This is a genomic window from Paenibacillus sp. FSL P4-0081, assembly GCF_000758565.1.
GTDB classification, from domain to species: Bacteria; Bacillota; Bacilli; order Paenibacillales; family Paenibacillaceae; genus Paenibacillus_AQ; species Paenibacillus_AQ phytohabitans.
The window spans coordinates 601,117-615,091 of the sequence record NZ_CP009280.1; the positions used below are offsets into that span (position 1 = coordinate 601,117).

A 13,975-nucleotide genomic window follows, 5' to 3' on the forward strand; every position below is an offset into this window, starting at 1 on the left:
TTACATCTTGATTACTTTTAATATTAGAATAAAATTGAATTTCTCGTAAAATAAATGTTATGTTTGGGTAAAATGAATGTATTTTTTGTCCACAATATTAAAAAATGAAAAAGCAGAGCGGTAATTCTCAAAAATAAGAGAATTGCTGCTCTACTAGTTTTCTTGTTATAATTGTTCAGCTCAATTTCAGATGTGTTGTATATTAAGTTCAAGCCGCTCCTTGCCGCCCATATAAGGCCGCAGTGCCAGCGGAATATACACCGATCCGTCTTCCTGCTGATGATTCTCCAGCAATGGAATCAGAATGCGCGGTGTAGCTACCGCCGTGTTGTTCAGGGTATGGCAGTACTGCAGCCGCCCGTCTTCATCGCGGTAGCGGATACCTGAGCGGCGGGCCTGGAAGTCGAGCAGATTCGAGGCCGAGTGGGTCTCGCCGAAGGCTTCCCTGCTGGGCATCCAGGTCTCAATGTCATATTGCTTATGTGTCTTCATCGCCATGTCGCCGCTGCACACGGCCACTACCCGGTAAGGCAGCTCCAGCAGCTGGAGAATATGCTCGGCATTGCCGAGAATCTCCTGCAGCATCTGCTCCGACTCCCCGGGATCGTTCCGGCACATCACCACCTGTTCGATCTTCGAGAACTGGTGCACACGGTACAGCCCGCGTACATCGCGGCCTGCCGAGCCTACCTCGCGGCGGAAGCAGGCCGACATTCCGGCGAGCCGCAGCGGCGTTTCAAGATCGAGAATCTCATCGCTGTACAGCGAGACCAGCGACACCTCTGAGGTGCCGGCGAGCCAGCGTTTTTCTCCCGTGAGCTCATAGGTCTGATCCATGCCGCCCGGGAAGAACCCGGTCCGCTCCAGCGCTTCCGGCCGGACGATTACCGGCACATCCATCACGGTGAAGCCGCGCTGCATCAGCACATCCAGCGCCAGCCGCTGTACGGCCAGATGCAGGAGCAGCCCGGCCCCCTTCAGCACATAGCTGCGGGGTCCGCCGGCTTTGACCCCGCGTGGGATGTCTAGGATGCCGTGCAGCTCTCCGAGCTCGACATGGTCCCGCGCGCTGAAGCCGAACACCGGCGGCGCGCCATGCCGCCGTAGCTCTACATTCGCGCTGTCATCCGGCCCGATCGGCGTATCGGCCGATATGGGGTTCGGCGCGAGCAGCAGCAGCTCGCCGCAGCGGCGCTCCGCCTCCAACAACTCCGCCTCCAGCGTGGTCAGCTGGGCGTTGATCTCCCGCACCTGCTCCTTCGCCTGTTCGCCGCCTGCAGCGTCGCCCTGGCGCAGCAGGCGCTCAACCTCTTTGGTCAGCGCGTTCCGGTCTGCCCGGCGCTGCTCCGTTTCCCGGCGGGCAACCCGCCGCCGGTCATCCCATTCCAGCAGTTCCGCAAGCGGGAACGCTATCTTTTTCCACTCCGCCGTCTTCCGTACAATGTCCTCATTCTCCCTGATCCAGTTCATGTCCAGCATGCCGCTATCGCTCCTTTTGTGTTAAAAAAATGCAAAAAACGCCCTCATCCATGGGACGAGGAGCGTCAGCTCGCGGTGCCACCCAGGTTGACCTAATTCCGTTTAAATAGCTGCAAAGCGCGGAATAAGGCCCTCTTTGGTCTTCGCGGTAACGGGCGAAACCCGGTAAACTTAGGGAACAGGAGAACTGCTCCGGTCGCAGACGCCTCGCGGTTGGATGCCGGTCATTGGCCTGGTCGGGATATAGGTTTGCCGTTTATTATAACCAGAGAAGGGCCGGGTTGCAAGCACATTTGAGGTTTGACAATATTCCCTGTACTCTGCTAGGATTATTACTAATTTAAAGTATTTGTGTCCGGCACAGCAGCCCGGCATATCTTATAAAAGCGGACGGAAGAGGTGCGGAAGTGGCCAAAATAGTGGTAATTAACGGTACGCCATCCCTGGTATCCCGAATCAATGCGGTGATCGAATATGCGGAGGGGGATTTGCGGGAACGCGGGTTTGAAGTGGAACGGATTAATATAGCGGAGCTTCCGGCGGAGGATCTGATTCATACCAGGTTCGAGAGCGAAGCCATCGTCAAAGCGAATGGCCTGGTGGCTGAAGCGGATGCGGTGATCGTCGTCAGTCCGGTGTACAAAGCTTCCTATACGGGAGTGCTGAAGACCTTCCTGGACCTGGTTCCGCAAAAAGGGCTGGCCGGCAAAATTGTGCTGCCGCTCTTCATGGGCGGAAGCCTGGCCCATCTGCTCGCGATCGACTATGCGCTGAAGCCGGTGCTGTCTGTGCTGGGCGCCCGGCATATTCTTGGCGGAGTCTACGCGGTAGACTCACAGGCTGTGCGCAACGACCAAGGTGTCGTTGAGCTGGCCGAGGAGCTGAAGCTGCGGCTGAACAGCGTGCTGGAAGAACTGGCGGATGAGACAGCGCATAAGGCGGCACGTAAGTCGGGAGAGTAGGCGAAAGATATCACCCTCCTGAGGAACATAAAAGGGCACTAAACCACCGGAATGCGGTAGTTTAGTGCCCTTTTTGCTGGGTGTAAGCCCGGCTTTTACCGTGATTTATGCCCTTTGAAAGCTTAGCGCAGGCTCCCAAAGTATAACCGTATCTCCGGCAAGGCTTGCCGGGATATCTATAATCCGCTGGTTGCTGCTTCCCCGGTAGGGGAGAGTGGTGTCTTTGAGTTCCTCTACAAATCGTCCGTCGATGACCACCTGGCACAAGGCCAGCAGATTCCATTCCGGCGAACCGGGGGAAGCCGTCAGCTCCTCGTACGTATAACCGGTATAGATCCAGACCGGGAAGCCCGGCAGCTCGGTGCGGAGCTCATGGATGAAGTCAGCCGCTCCCTCTGCCGAGAAAAAAGGGTCCCCGCCTGCCAGCGTCAAGCCGTCCAGCAGCGGATTGTCTGCTATCTCGGTGATAATCTCGCGCCTGCGCTCCGGAGTGAAGACCTCTCCATAATTGAAGTTCCAGGTCTTCGGGTTGAAGCATCCGGGGCAGCGGTGGCGGCATCCGCTGAAGAAGAGGACCGCCCGCAATCCCTCTCCTTCATTGATCGACTCCGGATAATATCCGCAGATGTTCATAGATGCTTAACGCGGTCCCGTACTTCGGCTTGCTTGGCGGCATTGAAGCGGGTCTGATAGTCGCCGGTCAGATATCCGGTTACCCGGCGCAGCCGGCGGATATGCGTTGTGTCTTCATGAGCGCCGCAGGATGGGCAATTCGTGCCGATTACACCTTCGTGGCCGCAGCCGGAGCAGCGGTCGATCGGGTGGTTGATGCTGAAATAGCTGATGTCCTGCTCCAGCGCGTATTTGATGATTTTGACGAATGCTGCAGGGTTGCTGCGGGCGTTGCCGTTCAGCTCTACATAAGAGATCGCTCCGGCGTTGCAATATTCATGGAATGGAGCTTCCAGGCTGATCTTCTTGGCTGCGCTCAGGTCGTAATAGACCGGAATGTGGAATGAATTCGTATAGTATTCACGGTCCGTTACACCCGGGATGGAACCGAGAACCTTGCGGTCTATCTTGGTGAATTTGCCGGAGAGACCTTCGGCAGGCGTAGCGAATAGAGTAATGTTCAGATCCAGCTCTTCGCTCTTGCGGTCGCAGTATTCACGCATGTGGCGGACAATAGCCACTGCCTTGGCATGGACCTCCATATCTTCGCCATGGTGTTTGCCGTACATAGCCTTCATGCACTCGGCCATACCGATGAAACCAAGGGACAGGCTGCCGTGCTTCAGCAGTTCACCTACGCTGTCTTCCGGTGCAAGCTGTTCGCCGCCTTCCCAGACGCCTTCACGCATCATGAAATCGGAGGCTTTGGCTTTCTGGGAGGCCTGAATGCGGAACCGGTGCAGCAGGCCGTCCAGCGCAACATCCATATAATGATTAAGATCTTCGAAGAAGCCTTCCTCGTCAGCGGCAAGGCGGCGGCCGGTTACTGTGCCGTAAGCCAGTCCAAGACGTACAAGGTTAAGCGTATTGAATGAAAGGTTGCCTTTGCCCGAGCAGTGATTACGTCCGAAGCGGTCGCCCAGAACACGTGTCCGGCAGCCCATCGTAGCAAATTCAGTATCCGGATCGGTTGGATCGTAGTACTGCATATTCAGCGGAGCATCCAGATTGGCGAAGTTCGGATACAGCCGGCGTGCAGAGCACTCTGCCGCTTTCAGGAACAGCTCATAGTTAGGATCACCAGGCTGCTGGTTGACACCCTGTTTGCATTTGAAGATCTGAATCGGGAACACCGGTGTTTCTCCGCTGCCAAGTCCGTTCATAGTAGCAGTTAAGAGGGAGCTAATCACCAGCTGGCCCTCCGGAGAGGTGCAGGTTCCGTAGTTGATGCTGGTAAAAGGAATCTGGCCGCCTGAGCGGCTGGACATGGTATTCAGGTTATGTACCATGCTCTCCGCAGCCTGAAGGGTTTCAATTTCTGTCTCTTTCAGGGCGAAACGGAAGGCACGCGGATACTTCTCTTCCAGATCGCTGCGGGTCATAGTGACCTCGCCGAGTGCTTCGCCGGCTGCACCTTCCTCGAAATATTCCATTCCTTTGCGGAACAGCTTAGCGAAGGATTTAGTGACATAAGGCGCCAGATCGTAATCCAGCTTGTTGGCGGATACGCCGCCGTACTGGGCATTCTGCTGGGACTGGAAAATAATCGCCACCAGCGACATAGCCGTCATAATCGAATTCGGAGGGCGGACGCTGCCGTTGCCGGTATTGAAGCCTTCGCGGAGAAGCCGTTCAAACGGGATGAAGATGCAGTTGGTTGTTCCAATGGCATATTGATCCAGGTCGTGTACATATACAACATTATCTTCAATAGCCTGCACGAGCTGTGGCGGCATCGTGAAATTGCGGGCGTACCACTTGGAATATTCACTGCCGAATTTGCTCATCTTGCCGGAGAAGCTCTCCCCGTTCAAGTTGGCGTTCTCGCGCAGCAGATCCAAATCCCGGCTGTCGATAATATCCCGTCCCAAATGAATAACTTCTTCCAAAAGAACTTCCTGTGCAGCTTGTCCTTCGTTATATCGTTTCTCCAGCAGCGTCATTGTATAGCTCTCTCCTCTCGGTATCGTAAGCGTGAAGCGTGTGCTCCATGACATCAGTAAAAAGGCATCTCCAGCCGGGAGGCGGGAAATGCCCGAATGCGTATTGCAAATATCCGAAACAGCGGACATTTGCCGGTGGTCTATGTGGAAAATACGAACGGGCACAGGGCTTGTCCTGTTCTGGAACCTGTTCTTGTACCTTCCGCAGAAGCCGATACCTGAGGACGATATTCTATCGTCCTCAGGTATCGGCAGCCTATTGCCCGATTAACGGAAAGGCTAACTCTGCTCGTGCAGGCCGCATGCGGGCACCTCGCCTGTTCCTCGCAGGAGTCTAACCGGTGCCACAGAAACAGGCAGGTCTCCTGGCTTCCGGCATGCCCTCCGGCGCCTTCCCGAGGGGCCTCGCAGCCCCCTAGTGGCTTGTTGTCGGAGGATGCTGCTCCAGCGGCGTCTGGCAGCTGGAACATCCGGTTACAGTGGCGGGACCGCAGCGGATTTGCACCGTGTTTCCCTATTAAGCTTCAACCCTAGCAAGAGGGCGAAACACCTGTTTCTACTATATTTTGTTGTTGTTAAATAAAAGTAACTCAATATATTGTGTTTGTAAACATTTTTTTGCGAATCCGCGCGGGGAGCGGGTTCCGCAGGTTTACTCACAGATGATCCACAGTTAGTCCACAGGTAATCCACAACTTTCCTGTGGATATGGCCTTAAATGAGTCATAAATTGTCCCAAAAGATGCCACAAAGACTCCATAAATAGAGTGCGTCTAATCCTAGTAGTTTTACTGGGGAGATAGTAATAGAGAGGGGGGGCTATGGGTATTTGTGGGAGCGGCGCTGAAGGGTTACAATTAAGGAGTAAGGACAGAACAGACTCATCAAACTTGCAGGAGGGATTTCATAATGGCGATTGGCGAAGTGACCGTTATTCCGATTGGCACTGGCAGTACCAGTCTCAGCAGCTATGTGGCCGATATGCAGCGTGTGCTGCAGACCGTGGAGGGGATTACCTATGAGCTTACTTCGATGGGGACTATTATTGAAGGACCGGTTGCACGGATTCTTGCTGCGGTAGAAGCGCTGCATGAGTCGCCGTTTACGTCAGGAGCACAGCGGGTTTCCACCTCGCTTAAGATTGATGACCGTCGTGACAAGCCTTCTACGAGCCGCAGCAAGCTGGAATCCGTGGAACGCAAGCTGCAAGGAGAGTAAAGAGTACCTGTAGTTGTAATCAGATTCAACCTATAAGGAGCGGATCTTTCATGGCAAAAGCCTCACAGCAGATCGGGATTCAAATGTACACACTGCGTGACCAGACGGAGCGCGATTTCCTGGGTACACTGGGCAAAGTTGCGGAGATGGGATATCAGGCGGTAGAATTCGCCGGTTATTTCGGCGTGTCTGCAGGAGAACTGCGCCGTACATTGGACCGGTTGGGTCTTGCTGCGCCTTCGGCGCATGTGGGCCTGGATTTCAGCAGTCTGGATAACATGGAACGGGCGTTAGCCAAAGAAATTGAATATGCGAAGGAACTTGGATTACAATATATGATCACCCCTTCGGCACCGCTTCCGCAGAACCCCTCAATGGAGGATGTGACGGCGGTGATTCCCTTCCTGGAGAAGGCCTCCGCGATGGTCCGTGCAGCAGGCCTGCAGTACGGGTATCACAACCATGATTATGAATTTGCAGAGGTAGACGGCAAAGCAGTCATCGATATATGGCTGGAACAGATTCCTGCGGAGCATATGTTTGCAGAGTTCGATCTGGGCTGGGTACACAGGGGCGGAGCACGTCCTATTGACTATGTCTCCCGTTATGCCGGCCGTGTTCCGCTGGTTCACATTAAGGATTTCGGGGCAAATAATGAAGAGACTGACCTCGGGAAAGGGCAGGTTGATTTCCGGAGCGTCTTCGACAAGGCAGAGGAGAGCGGGATTCTGTACTATATAGTAGAGCAAGAGGCTTATGCCGTGTCCTCGTTGGAAAGTGCTAAAGAGGCACTGGAATATTTCCGCGGGCTGGGGCTAATGCTGGACTAGGCAGCGCGAATGATCAAAAAAGGGTTGCGTTTTCTGCTGAAAGAGTTATAATATTTTTTGTTTGGCAGGCAGACTATCCTTTAAGCTGGTGTAGCTCAGGGGTAGAGCAACGCACTCGTAATGCGTAGGCCGGGGGTTCAATTCCCTTCACCAGCATCTTTTGAATTCATATGCAGCGCGGCCTCCGGGGATTTCGGAGGCCGCGCTTTTTTCTGTACCACCATAAACCTCTACCATTCTTCTACCATATTCGAGTGAAGTAACGGAATTCACTTTTGGTAGCCGTCAAGTCTTATTTCCTAATCTGCTTAGCGGTTTAAGCCGGATGCCCCATTGGGCGCACGATCAATTCATTTACATCCACTTCCGCAGGCTGCTCAAGGGCATAGGCAATGGCGCGGGCAATACCGGAAGAGGGCAAAGCATTGGCCCGGAAGGATTTCATCATCTCGAGGGCTGACTCATCAGTGATGGTATCAGCCAGTTCGGATTCGGTTACGCCTGGAGAAATAACCGTCGTACGGATTGTTGCTCCCAACTCCTGACGCAGGCCCTCTGTAATCGCCCGGACCGCGAACTTGGTGGCACAATAAACCGATGATTTCGGAAAGACAGTATATGCGCCAACGGAGGCAACATTGATGATATGGCCGGAATTCTGTTCCTTCATTACGGGAATAGCAGCTCCGATCCCGTGCAGCACACCGCGAATATTGACATCAATCATACGGTTCCACTCCTCGATCTTTAATGCATCAAGTGGCGATAACGGCATCACACCTGCGTTATTTACAAGGGCATCAAGGCGTCCGAATTGATGAACTGTAAATTGGACGATTGATTTCATTTGCTCAAAATCCGTTACGTCGAGGGAATGGTATTCAGCAATCCCGCCCGCGTTTCTGATCTCCTCCGCCAGCTTTTCTAGCCTGTCCGTCCGTCTTGCACCGAGCACCACCTGTGCTCCACGCTTAGCGAGCCATTTGGCGGTCGCTTCTCCAATGCCGCTACTGGCACCGGTAATAAGCACTACTTTATCTTTTAATGTCGACATGCCACACCGCTCCTTTTATGAATGAAATACGCTTAGGTGTTACATGTTCATTATGCTGCCGACCTCAAAGCTTGCGGTAGCCGGATACTGTGAAGAGATTGCCTAATCCTCCAAAATGCAATAAAGTAAATTGTAATAGTCGCAGAATGGAGGAATACGCTTGACTGAATTGACCGAACGAATCGAACGTATTGCCGTACAAGATGGGACCATCGTTACCGCCTATCCTGCTCTTTCTTTTATTCGTTCTTCCGACATATCCGCGCCAGTGCCTGCGGTATACAAGCCATCCCTGTGTGTGATTGCTCAAGGTGCCAAGCGGGTAATGCTGGGGCCGGAAAGCTATTGTTATAATCACGGAAGCTATCTGGCCGCTTCCGTGCACCTGCCAATTACCGGACAAGTCATTGAAGCCTCTCCAGAGACCCCGTACTTGTCCCTTCAGCTACAGTTCGATATGGATCAGATTTTGGATGTGATTCAACAATCCAATGTCACAGAAAACACAGGACAAGAACCTCCCCGCGCTTTGGTTATCAGCCGGATGAGCGATCCGCTTCATGAGGCTGTCATGCATCTAATCCGTTTGCTGGATACGCCGGATGATCTACCGGTGCTGGCTCCTTATGCAGTGCGCGAGATTCTTTACCGTATGCTGCAGACTGAGCAAGGGGACTCTATACGGCAGTTCGCTCTCTTGGGCAGCCGTGCCCATCAAATTGCCCACGTGATTGAAGGGATGAATCTCCACTATGCGGAACCCATGCGGGTGGAGAAGCTCGCGCAAGCAGCCGGAATGAGCAAATCATCTTTTTTTGCCTGTTTCAAAGAAGTGACGGCAATGACCCCCCTCCAGTATCAGAAACGCCTGCGGCTGACAGAAGCTCGGAAAATTCTCCTGGCGACAACGAGCGATGCGACAAGTGTCGCTTATCAGGTTGGCTATGAGAGCGCCACGCAGTTCAATCGTGAGTATGCCCGCTTGTTCGGCCAGCCGCCTATTCGGGATGTACATCGGTTCCGGGAAACGATATAGTTGCATCACACAAAAACACCGCCAATTCTCCTGAGAATGCGGTGTTTTTGTTATTCCTGTTATGTGGAAACTTGGTTTACTCCCGATACAAGACCATGCCTCCGTGATAGAGCACCGAATCGCGAAAATCACCATCGGCGGTGAAGCCGGTATCATCTACATATTCAATATGATCACCTGTAATAGAATAACTTCCTTGATAAGCGCTTTTTCTGCTTCCGCGTGCTTCAGCATAGCGGCCGTTAGGCAGCAATTCATGCCTTATATAACCATCTGCGGTTACCCACATTCCAATATAAGGATGGAAGGGGTTAATGCTATCTTCCATTATATTCATCCTTTCTTTCTTTATTTAGTTCTGCATGTTTATTATCCTCCTTCAATACAATGGGGGGTAGCCTGATTCATTGAGATTGTTGCCTAATCCTCCATTTAAGAGATTGAGAACATTATGACCAATTTAACCTCTTTTGTGGTGAAACGGGTCTGCCATATCTGTCGTGCGTGCTTTACAGGCGCTTTTTATATCAGAATTATTCGGTCAACAGCACGGCCTTACCGGAATATCTGCGTTCCAGCAGCGCCTCGGATACCTCCGCTATCTTCTCCCATGACGCTTCCACTTCAATGCGGGGGGTTAATTGGCCTGTTGAGAGGAGGCCGGCCAGCAGTTTGAGATCGTCGGCTACGGAGTAACGGCTAACTTCTTCTCCAAGAAAGAAGCTGTACAAGGTTCTGCCGCCTAAGCCTCTGACATCAAGTGTGGAGTAAGGAGAGGCTGAATGTCCCATCGAGACTAGGGTCCCTCCCGGTTCCAGCTGAGGCATCAAAGCAGCCAGTGTATCACCGCCCACCGAATCCACGATTAGATGATAAGGCCCAAAAGGAATTGCCTGAGATATCGCAGCTTCTCCAACCACAACCTCATTAGCGCCGGCTTCCCGGGCAACCTGGGCTTTTTCCTTTGTTCTTGCTACACCTACTGTAAATGCCCCGGACTGTGCGGCTAACTGATGAGCCATGATTCCCACGCCTCCAGTGGAGCCGGTGATCAATATTTTCTTGCCGAGCAGCATTCCGCCCTTTCTAAGGGTGTAAAGTGCGGACAGGCCTGCTACAGGCAAAGTGGCGGCTTGGGCGAAGGTTATGTTATCCGGTATCTCTGCCAGGAACGAAGCGGGTGCAGCCACCCGCTCTGCCCATGCCCCCATCGGGAGAAGCCCGGTGACACGGCTTCCTTCTCTGGGTCCGGTGCCATTCCGGGCTTGCTGGACAACAGTTCCTGCAAAATCCCAGCCCGGCCGGAATCCCTCAGCCTCCTTCCTTGCATCAACAACTTCACCCCGGTTAAGGGAGAAAGCATGCACTCTAACGATTGCCTCCCCGGGCTGGGCCTCCGGTGCGGCGACTTCCTTGACGGTCAAATATCCATGAGCCGGTGAGTCTGTAACAATTGCACGATTCATAGGATCTCCTCCATAAATATAATTAGAAGCGTAATGGAAATTGCGCCCTGTTTTCATAGTGGAGTATACTGTAGGAATTGGCTTGTACCAAGAGTAGAACTACACCTCAATATGGTAAAGGCGGTGAGCCTGATGACTATGCGTAAGGATAGGGACGTTCAGGATGAGACGTTGAAGGGGGTAATCGCTGAAATTGAGAATCTTCGCGTAACACGTCAACTGGATTATGCTAATCAACCCCATCCGTTGTTGAAACGGTTTACTCAGCAGGAGCTTAACGATATGGCTTGCCCTACGTATAAAAACCTATTAATGGGACGCTCACACCGCGTGCCGGATCGCCGGATGATTATCTGTATTGCTGAATATCTGGAGTGTACAGCCGTTGAACGGAATGCTCTGCTGCTGGCTGCCGGTTATCTCCCGGTCTATCCGGCTCTTGAAGGAGCAGCTATGGAGCAGGCGCTGGAAGAAGTGAGGCAGATCCTGAGCAGCCTGCCGCTGCCGGCAATGATTGTGAACCACATGTTAAATATCAAGGCGGTGAATGAACGGTTTAGCCGGTTATTTGAGTTGCCTGCACATCAAGCTTTCTATAAAGACTTGAATATGGCAGATCTTCACTTCAATGCGGATTATCCTGTGCGCTCCCGCTCGACCTTCAATGCCGCATCCTTTGAATTATGGGAATCTCATGCAGTGGAGGGTATACATGCTTATCAAAAAATACACACCGGCTCCAGACAGGAGCCATGGTATACGCATAGCCTCGAAAGACTCCGGCAATACAGTGATTTCAATAAGTACTGGAATAAGCGGCCTGATAACACAGGTACCGAGCCTGGTCAGCACAAAATGATCTTAGCCAGAATGGGTGCCTCAGATAAGTTGGTTCCTATCCGGTACAAGCAAATTCATATTTCCGCGGGCCATCATCTATATCCAAGAATTGAGGCCTACTTACCGGTCGATGAAGCTGCGCATACAGTTTTTGAACAACTGGGAAGCTGAGTGTAAACTGGACATTATGTGTTTTCTGGAATGGAGGCAAGCCTTGTATGAAGTGTCTGACGATTCGCCAGCCTTGGGCCACCTTAATTGCGCTGGGTGAAAAACAGATCGAGACCCGTTCCTGGCCGACGTCTTACCGGGGGGATTTAGCCATCCATGCCGGTATGCAGGTAGATAAGGCCATATGCAAGACGGAGCCGTATCAATCAGTGCTTGCCCGGCACGGCTACACCGCGGATAATCTGCCCTCCGGAGTAATCCTTGCGACCAGCCGGCTGGCCGGTTGCTGTGGGGTTACGCCTCAGCAGGCGCAGCAGAGCTGGCCGGGCGGGAATGAATATGTGTTCGGCGATTATGCAGAAGGCCGGTACGCCTGGAAGCTGGAGGGGGTAGTTGCGCTGGCTCATCCTATAGCTGCCAAGGGGCGCTTAGGTTTCTGGGAATATCCCGTTCTTGAGCAGGAGTGGTGAATCCGTTTGTGGCCAAATAAATAAAAATTTCATGCAGATCAGCTGTCAGCGGGTATGATAGGGATATTCAGCGGGTAATCTTCTTATATATATGGAAAGCGGACTCTGCGGCGGTATGCTGCAGGAGCCAGGGCAGAATTGCCGGGAAGGAGCGTATGCATAAGAGATGGGCAGCCTTCTTATCGCATGGCTTTGTATGCTTTGTTTGTTTATTGTGTTTAAGGATCAGGTAAGCCGGAAGATCCTGTATCCCGTAGCGGCTGTGGTTATCTGCGGCACGCTTGGGTATTGGACGATTTTAATGTAATCTTTATCTGGGTATCAGCTTATTTTCAGGTAAGGGTTGTATATTGGGGTTACCAAACATCCCCCGGTGTAATATGGTACCCTGAGGTCTTGCCGATCATGGCGGGCCTCTTTTTTATGAGGGGAGAAACGCTGAGAATTAACATCGCCAGAATGCTGTTCATCTCAAGGCGGTTGAGTCCGGAGTGCCAAGACCCAGATATCTGCGCATGCGGATAGTAGACTGGGCGGTAATGACATCATCCAGCAGCAGCATCCGTTCATGATAACCCCTGCAGACAAATTTGGCTTCAATGCCAACTTCCAGCTGCTGCTGTGCATAGACCTTCAGACCACGGGCTCTCATCTCGGTGCGGACATTCCGCAGGTCGGCTATGGCTGCGCCCGCCGCTGTCCGGACAACCTCCAGGTAAGGAGCGGGTGTGCGCAGCTCTGCAGATAGGATGGAAGCATCGCGTTCAAAGGCGGATAAAATGAGCGGCAGCAAGATATACGATTTCACCAGCATATTGTCCTGGCTCTCTGCTCTGTGCATCAATCTCACCCCCTCTAATGAGAACGTATATTCGTAATTTAACCTGAAGTTCAAAAAAAATCAATGGTATTTAAAAAAAGAGGGCTATTGATGTGACATAATTCACAATAAAATAAGAAGAATTATTTTATATTAAAATTGAAATATTAAAGATTAAAAATAAATCAGATTAAAAGGAGAATGGCAATGAGTCATGAAGGAAATCTCCGCCGCGGTTTATTATTCGGGTTATTCCTTAGCGTTCCGCTCTGGGTGTCAATGATTGGCTGGATTCAGCTGCTCTAAAAATGGATTCCTGCGTGTGCAGATTTTCAGCCCTCTACGCAAACTCCCTAGAAATGTCGATTAAAGACTGCTGCCAGGGTTTGCTTAGGCGCCAGTTTTTGTGAAAATATATGATTATCATAGAGCCCTTACTATAAAAGAGCTCTCCGGTATGAACGGAAAACGGGCGGTATCCTTAAAGGGGATGGCGCCCGTTTCTTCGCGTTTACCATGGTGCGGTTTGCTTAAGCGGAGATGAGTTGGGGGAAGGGAGAAGGAGTAGGACTAAAATACTAAATTTTAATATTTAAAATTGTAAGAAATAGCTCTGTGAAAAGGAAGAAATACTGCGGCGAATTAGCGGAATTATCGACCTTTTTCGTCAGGAGGTTATATTCTAAACTTCTATAAATCCTTATAAATAAAGGGTTTTTTCAATCTTTTTTCATCAAAAAAATAGCTGTGAAATCAATTGGAAATATATTGACAATATGCCAGTCGGCATCTAAACTGAAGTTAGTTCTAAAGTAACAAATATCACAGATTTCAGTTGGGTATTACATAAGCTTTTCCAATTTCATATCAATCATGTACAAACGCAAACCGTTTCGAAAGAGCGGGACGCAAAGTCAGGAATCTGATGCCCCTTAAGTCCGGGCTATGGTCGTCCGGCCGCCGTGAAGCTAACCCTTCGTGGCGGTCTTTTTTTTGTTATAGTTTTGCGGCGAT

14 protein-coding genes, 1 tRNA gene and 2 riboswitches are annotated in these 13,975 nt (G+C 51.6%); of the genes, 8 read left to right on the top strand and 7 right to left on the bottom strand.

The window, feature by feature from the left end; all coding sequences use genetic code 11:
* Positions 1 to 186 precede the first annotated feature (186 nt).
* A complete protein-coding gene (serS, locus tag P40081_RS02640; protein ID WP_042133139.1) occupies positions 187 to 1,479 on the bottom strand; it encodes a serine--tRNA ligase in 1,293 nt (430 codons plus the stop codon).
* Between the two features lie 407 nt (positions 1,480 to 1,886).
* On the opposite strand from serS, the gene ssuE reads away from it, so the two are divergent.
* Entirely contained in the window at positions 1,887 to 2,441 is a 555-nt protein-coding gene (gene ssuE, locus P40081_RS02645) for an NADPH-dependent FMN reductase (protein ID WP_042133141.1), read from the top strand.
* A 105-nt stretch (positions 2,442 to 2,546) separates the two neighbouring features.
* Here the strand turns inward: ssuE and nrdG are convergent, their stop codons facing one another.
* Both nrdG and P40081_RS02655 read right to left on the bottom strand, forming a co-directional pair.
* On the bottom strand, positions 2,547 to 3,074 hold the full coding sequence (gene nrdG / locus P40081_RS02650; RefSeq protein WP_042133143.1) for an anaerobic ribonucleoside-triphosphate reductase activating protein: 528 nt from the start codon (positions 3,072 to 3,074) through the stop codon (positions 2,547 to 2,549).
* Positions 3,071 to 5,056 (bottom strand): anaerobic ribonucleoside triphosphate reductase, encoded by a 1,986-nt coding sequence (locus P40081_RS02655; RefSeq protein WP_042133144.1) that lies wholly within the window; start codon positions 5,054 to 5,056, stop codon positions 3,071 to 3,073. Before P40081_RS02655 ends, nrdG begins: the two co-directional genes overlap by 4 nt.
* Positions 5,057 to 5,152: 96 nt before the next feature.
* Between P40081_RS02655 and P40081_RS39675 the strand changes: the two genes are divergently transcribed.
* From P40081_RS39675 to P40081_RS02675, 4 genes are all read left to right on the top strand, one after another.
* Positions 5,153 to 5,278 carry a hypothetical protein gene (locus P40081_RS39675; protein ID WP_256704072.1) on the top strand — a complete coding sequence of 42 codons (126 nt, stop codon included), beginning with the start codon at positions 5,153 to 5,155 and terminating at the stop codon, positions 5,276 to 5,278.
* Between the two features lie 116 nt (positions 5,279 to 5,394).
* Positions 5,395 to 5,625: riboswitch (cobalamin riboswitch) on the bottom strand.
* 340 nt (positions 5,626 to 5,965) lie between these two features.
* The gene (locus P40081_RS02665) at positions 5,966 to 6,274 is read left to right on the top strand and encodes an MTH1187 family thiamine-binding protein (protein ID WP_042133148.1); all 309 of its coding nucleotides are present in this window, start codon (positions 5,966 to 5,968) and stop codon (positions 6,272 to 6,274) included.
* Positions 6,275 to 6,324: 50 nt separating this feature from the next.
* Positions 6,325 to 7,104, top strand: coding sequence for a sugar phosphate isomerase/epimerase family protein (locus P40081_RS02670; RefSeq protein ID WP_042133150.1), 780 nt, complete (start codon positions 6,325 to 6,327; stop codon positions 7,102 to 7,104).
* 84 nt (positions 7,105 to 7,188) lie between these two features.
* Positions 7,189 to 7,260: transfer RNA gene (locus P40081_RS02675), tRNA-Thr, on the top strand.
* 160 nt (positions 7,261 to 7,420) lie between these two features.
* On the opposite strand, the gene P40081_RS02680 is transcribed toward P40081_RS02675, so the two are convergent.
* A complete protein-coding gene (locus P40081_RS02680; RefSeq protein WP_042133152.1) occupies positions 7,421 to 8,158 on the bottom strand; it encodes an SDR family oxidoreductase in 738 nt (245 codons plus the stop codon).
* A 160-nt stretch (positions 8,159 to 8,318) separates the two neighbouring features.
* Between P40081_RS02680 and P40081_RS02685 the strand changes: the two genes are divergently transcribed.
* Positions 8,319 to 9,194, top strand: a complete 876-nt coding sequence (locus P40081_RS02685; protein ID WP_231575271.1) for an AraC family transcriptional regulator — start codon at positions 8,319 to 8,321, stop codon at positions 9,192 to 9,194.
* Positions 9,195 to 9,270: 76 nt separating this feature from the next.
* Here the strand turns inward: P40081_RS02685 and P40081_RS02690 are convergent, their stop codons facing one another.
* Together P40081_RS02690 and P40081_RS02695 are read right to left on the bottom strand one after the other, a co-directional pair.
* Positions 9,271 to 9,522: an Atu4866 domain-containing protein gene (locus P40081_RS02690; RefSeq protein ID WP_042133155.1), complete on the bottom strand. Its 252-nt coding sequence runs from the start codon at positions 9,520 to 9,522 to the stop codon at positions 9,271 to 9,273.
* 205 nt (positions 9,523 to 9,727) lie between these two features.
* Positions 9,728 to 10,660: a zinc-binding dehydrogenase gene (locus P40081_RS02695; RefSeq protein ID WP_042133156.1), complete on the bottom strand. Its 933-nt coding sequence runs from the start codon at positions 10,658 to 10,660 to the stop codon at positions 9,728 to 9,730.
* A gap of 132 nt (positions 10,661 to 10,792) precedes the next feature.
* Between P40081_RS02695 and P40081_RS02700 the strand changes: the two genes are divergently transcribed.
* Both P40081_RS02700 and P40081_RS02705 read left to right on the top strand, forming a co-directional pair.
* Positions 10,793 to 11,671, top strand: coding sequence for an MmyB family transcriptional regulator (locus P40081_RS02700; protein WP_042133158.1), 879 nt, complete (start codon positions 10,793 to 10,795; stop codon positions 11,669 to 11,671).
* Between the two features lie 47 nt (positions 11,672 to 11,718).
* Positions 11,719 to 12,141, top strand: a complete 423-nt coding sequence (locus P40081_RS02705; RefSeq protein WP_042133160.1) for an ASCH domain-containing protein — start codon at positions 11,719 to 11,721, stop codon at positions 12,139 to 12,141.
* A gap of 466 nt (positions 12,142 to 12,607) precedes the next feature.
* Here the strand turns inward: P40081_RS02705 and P40081_RS02710 are convergent, their stop codons facing one another.
* Positions 12,608 to 12,982: a YhjD family protein gene (locus P40081_RS02710; protein ID WP_042133162.1), complete on the bottom strand. Its 375-nt coding sequence runs from the start codon at positions 12,980 to 12,982 to the stop codon at positions 12,608 to 12,610.
* A gap of 851 nt (positions 12,983 to 13,833) precedes the next feature.
* Positions 13,834 to 13,926: riboswitch (cyclic di-GMP riboswitch) on the top strand.
* Positions 13,927 to 13,975: the final 49 nt, after the last annotated feature.

Coding starts and splice junctions, on each gene's coding strand:
- P40081_RS39675 (WP_256704072.1), top strand. CDS start 5,153: ATGCGTATTGCAAATATCCGAAACAGCGGACATTTGCCGGTGGTCTAT.
- P40081_RS02665 (WP_042133148.1), top strand. CDS start 5,966: ATGGCGATTGGCGAAGTGACCGTTATTCCGATTGGCACTGGCAGTACC.
- P40081_RS02680 (WP_042133152.1), bottom strand. CDS start 8,158: ATGTCGACATTAAAAGATAAAGTAGTGCTTATTACCGGTGCCAGTAGC.
- P40081_RS02705 (WP_042133160.1), top strand. CDS start 11,719: ATGAAGTGTCTGACGATTCGCCAGCCTTGGGCCACCTTAATTGCGCTG.
- P40081_RS02710 (WP_042133162.1), bottom strand. CDS start 12,982: ATGCACAGAGCAGAGAGCCAGGACAATATGCTGGTGAAATCGTATATC.
- nrdG (WP_042133143.1), bottom strand. CDS start 3,074: ATGAACATCTGCGGATATTATCCGGAGTCGATCAATGAAGGAGAGGGA.
- P40081_RS02670 (WP_042133150.1), top strand. CDS start 6,325: ATGGCAAAAGCCTCACAGCAGATCGGGATTCAAATGTACACACTGCGT.
- P40081_RS02695 (WP_042133156.1), bottom strand. CDS start 10,660: ATGAATCGTGCAATTGTTACAGACTCACCGGCTCATGGATATTTGACC.
- serS (WP_042133139.1), bottom strand. CDS start 1,479: ATGCTGGACATGAACTGGATCAGGGAGAATGAGGACATTGTACGGAAG.
- P40081_RS02700 (WP_042133158.1), top strand. CDS start 10,793: ATGACTATGCGTAAGGATAGGGACGTTCAGGATGAGACGTTGAAGGGG.
- P40081_RS02690 (WP_042133155.1), bottom strand. CDS start 9,522: ATGGAAGATAGCATTAACCCCTTCCATCCTTATATTGGAATGTGGGTA.
- P40081_RS02655 (WP_042133144.1), bottom strand. CDS start 5,056: ATGACGCTGCTGGAGAAACGATATAACGAAGGACAAGCTGCACAGGAA.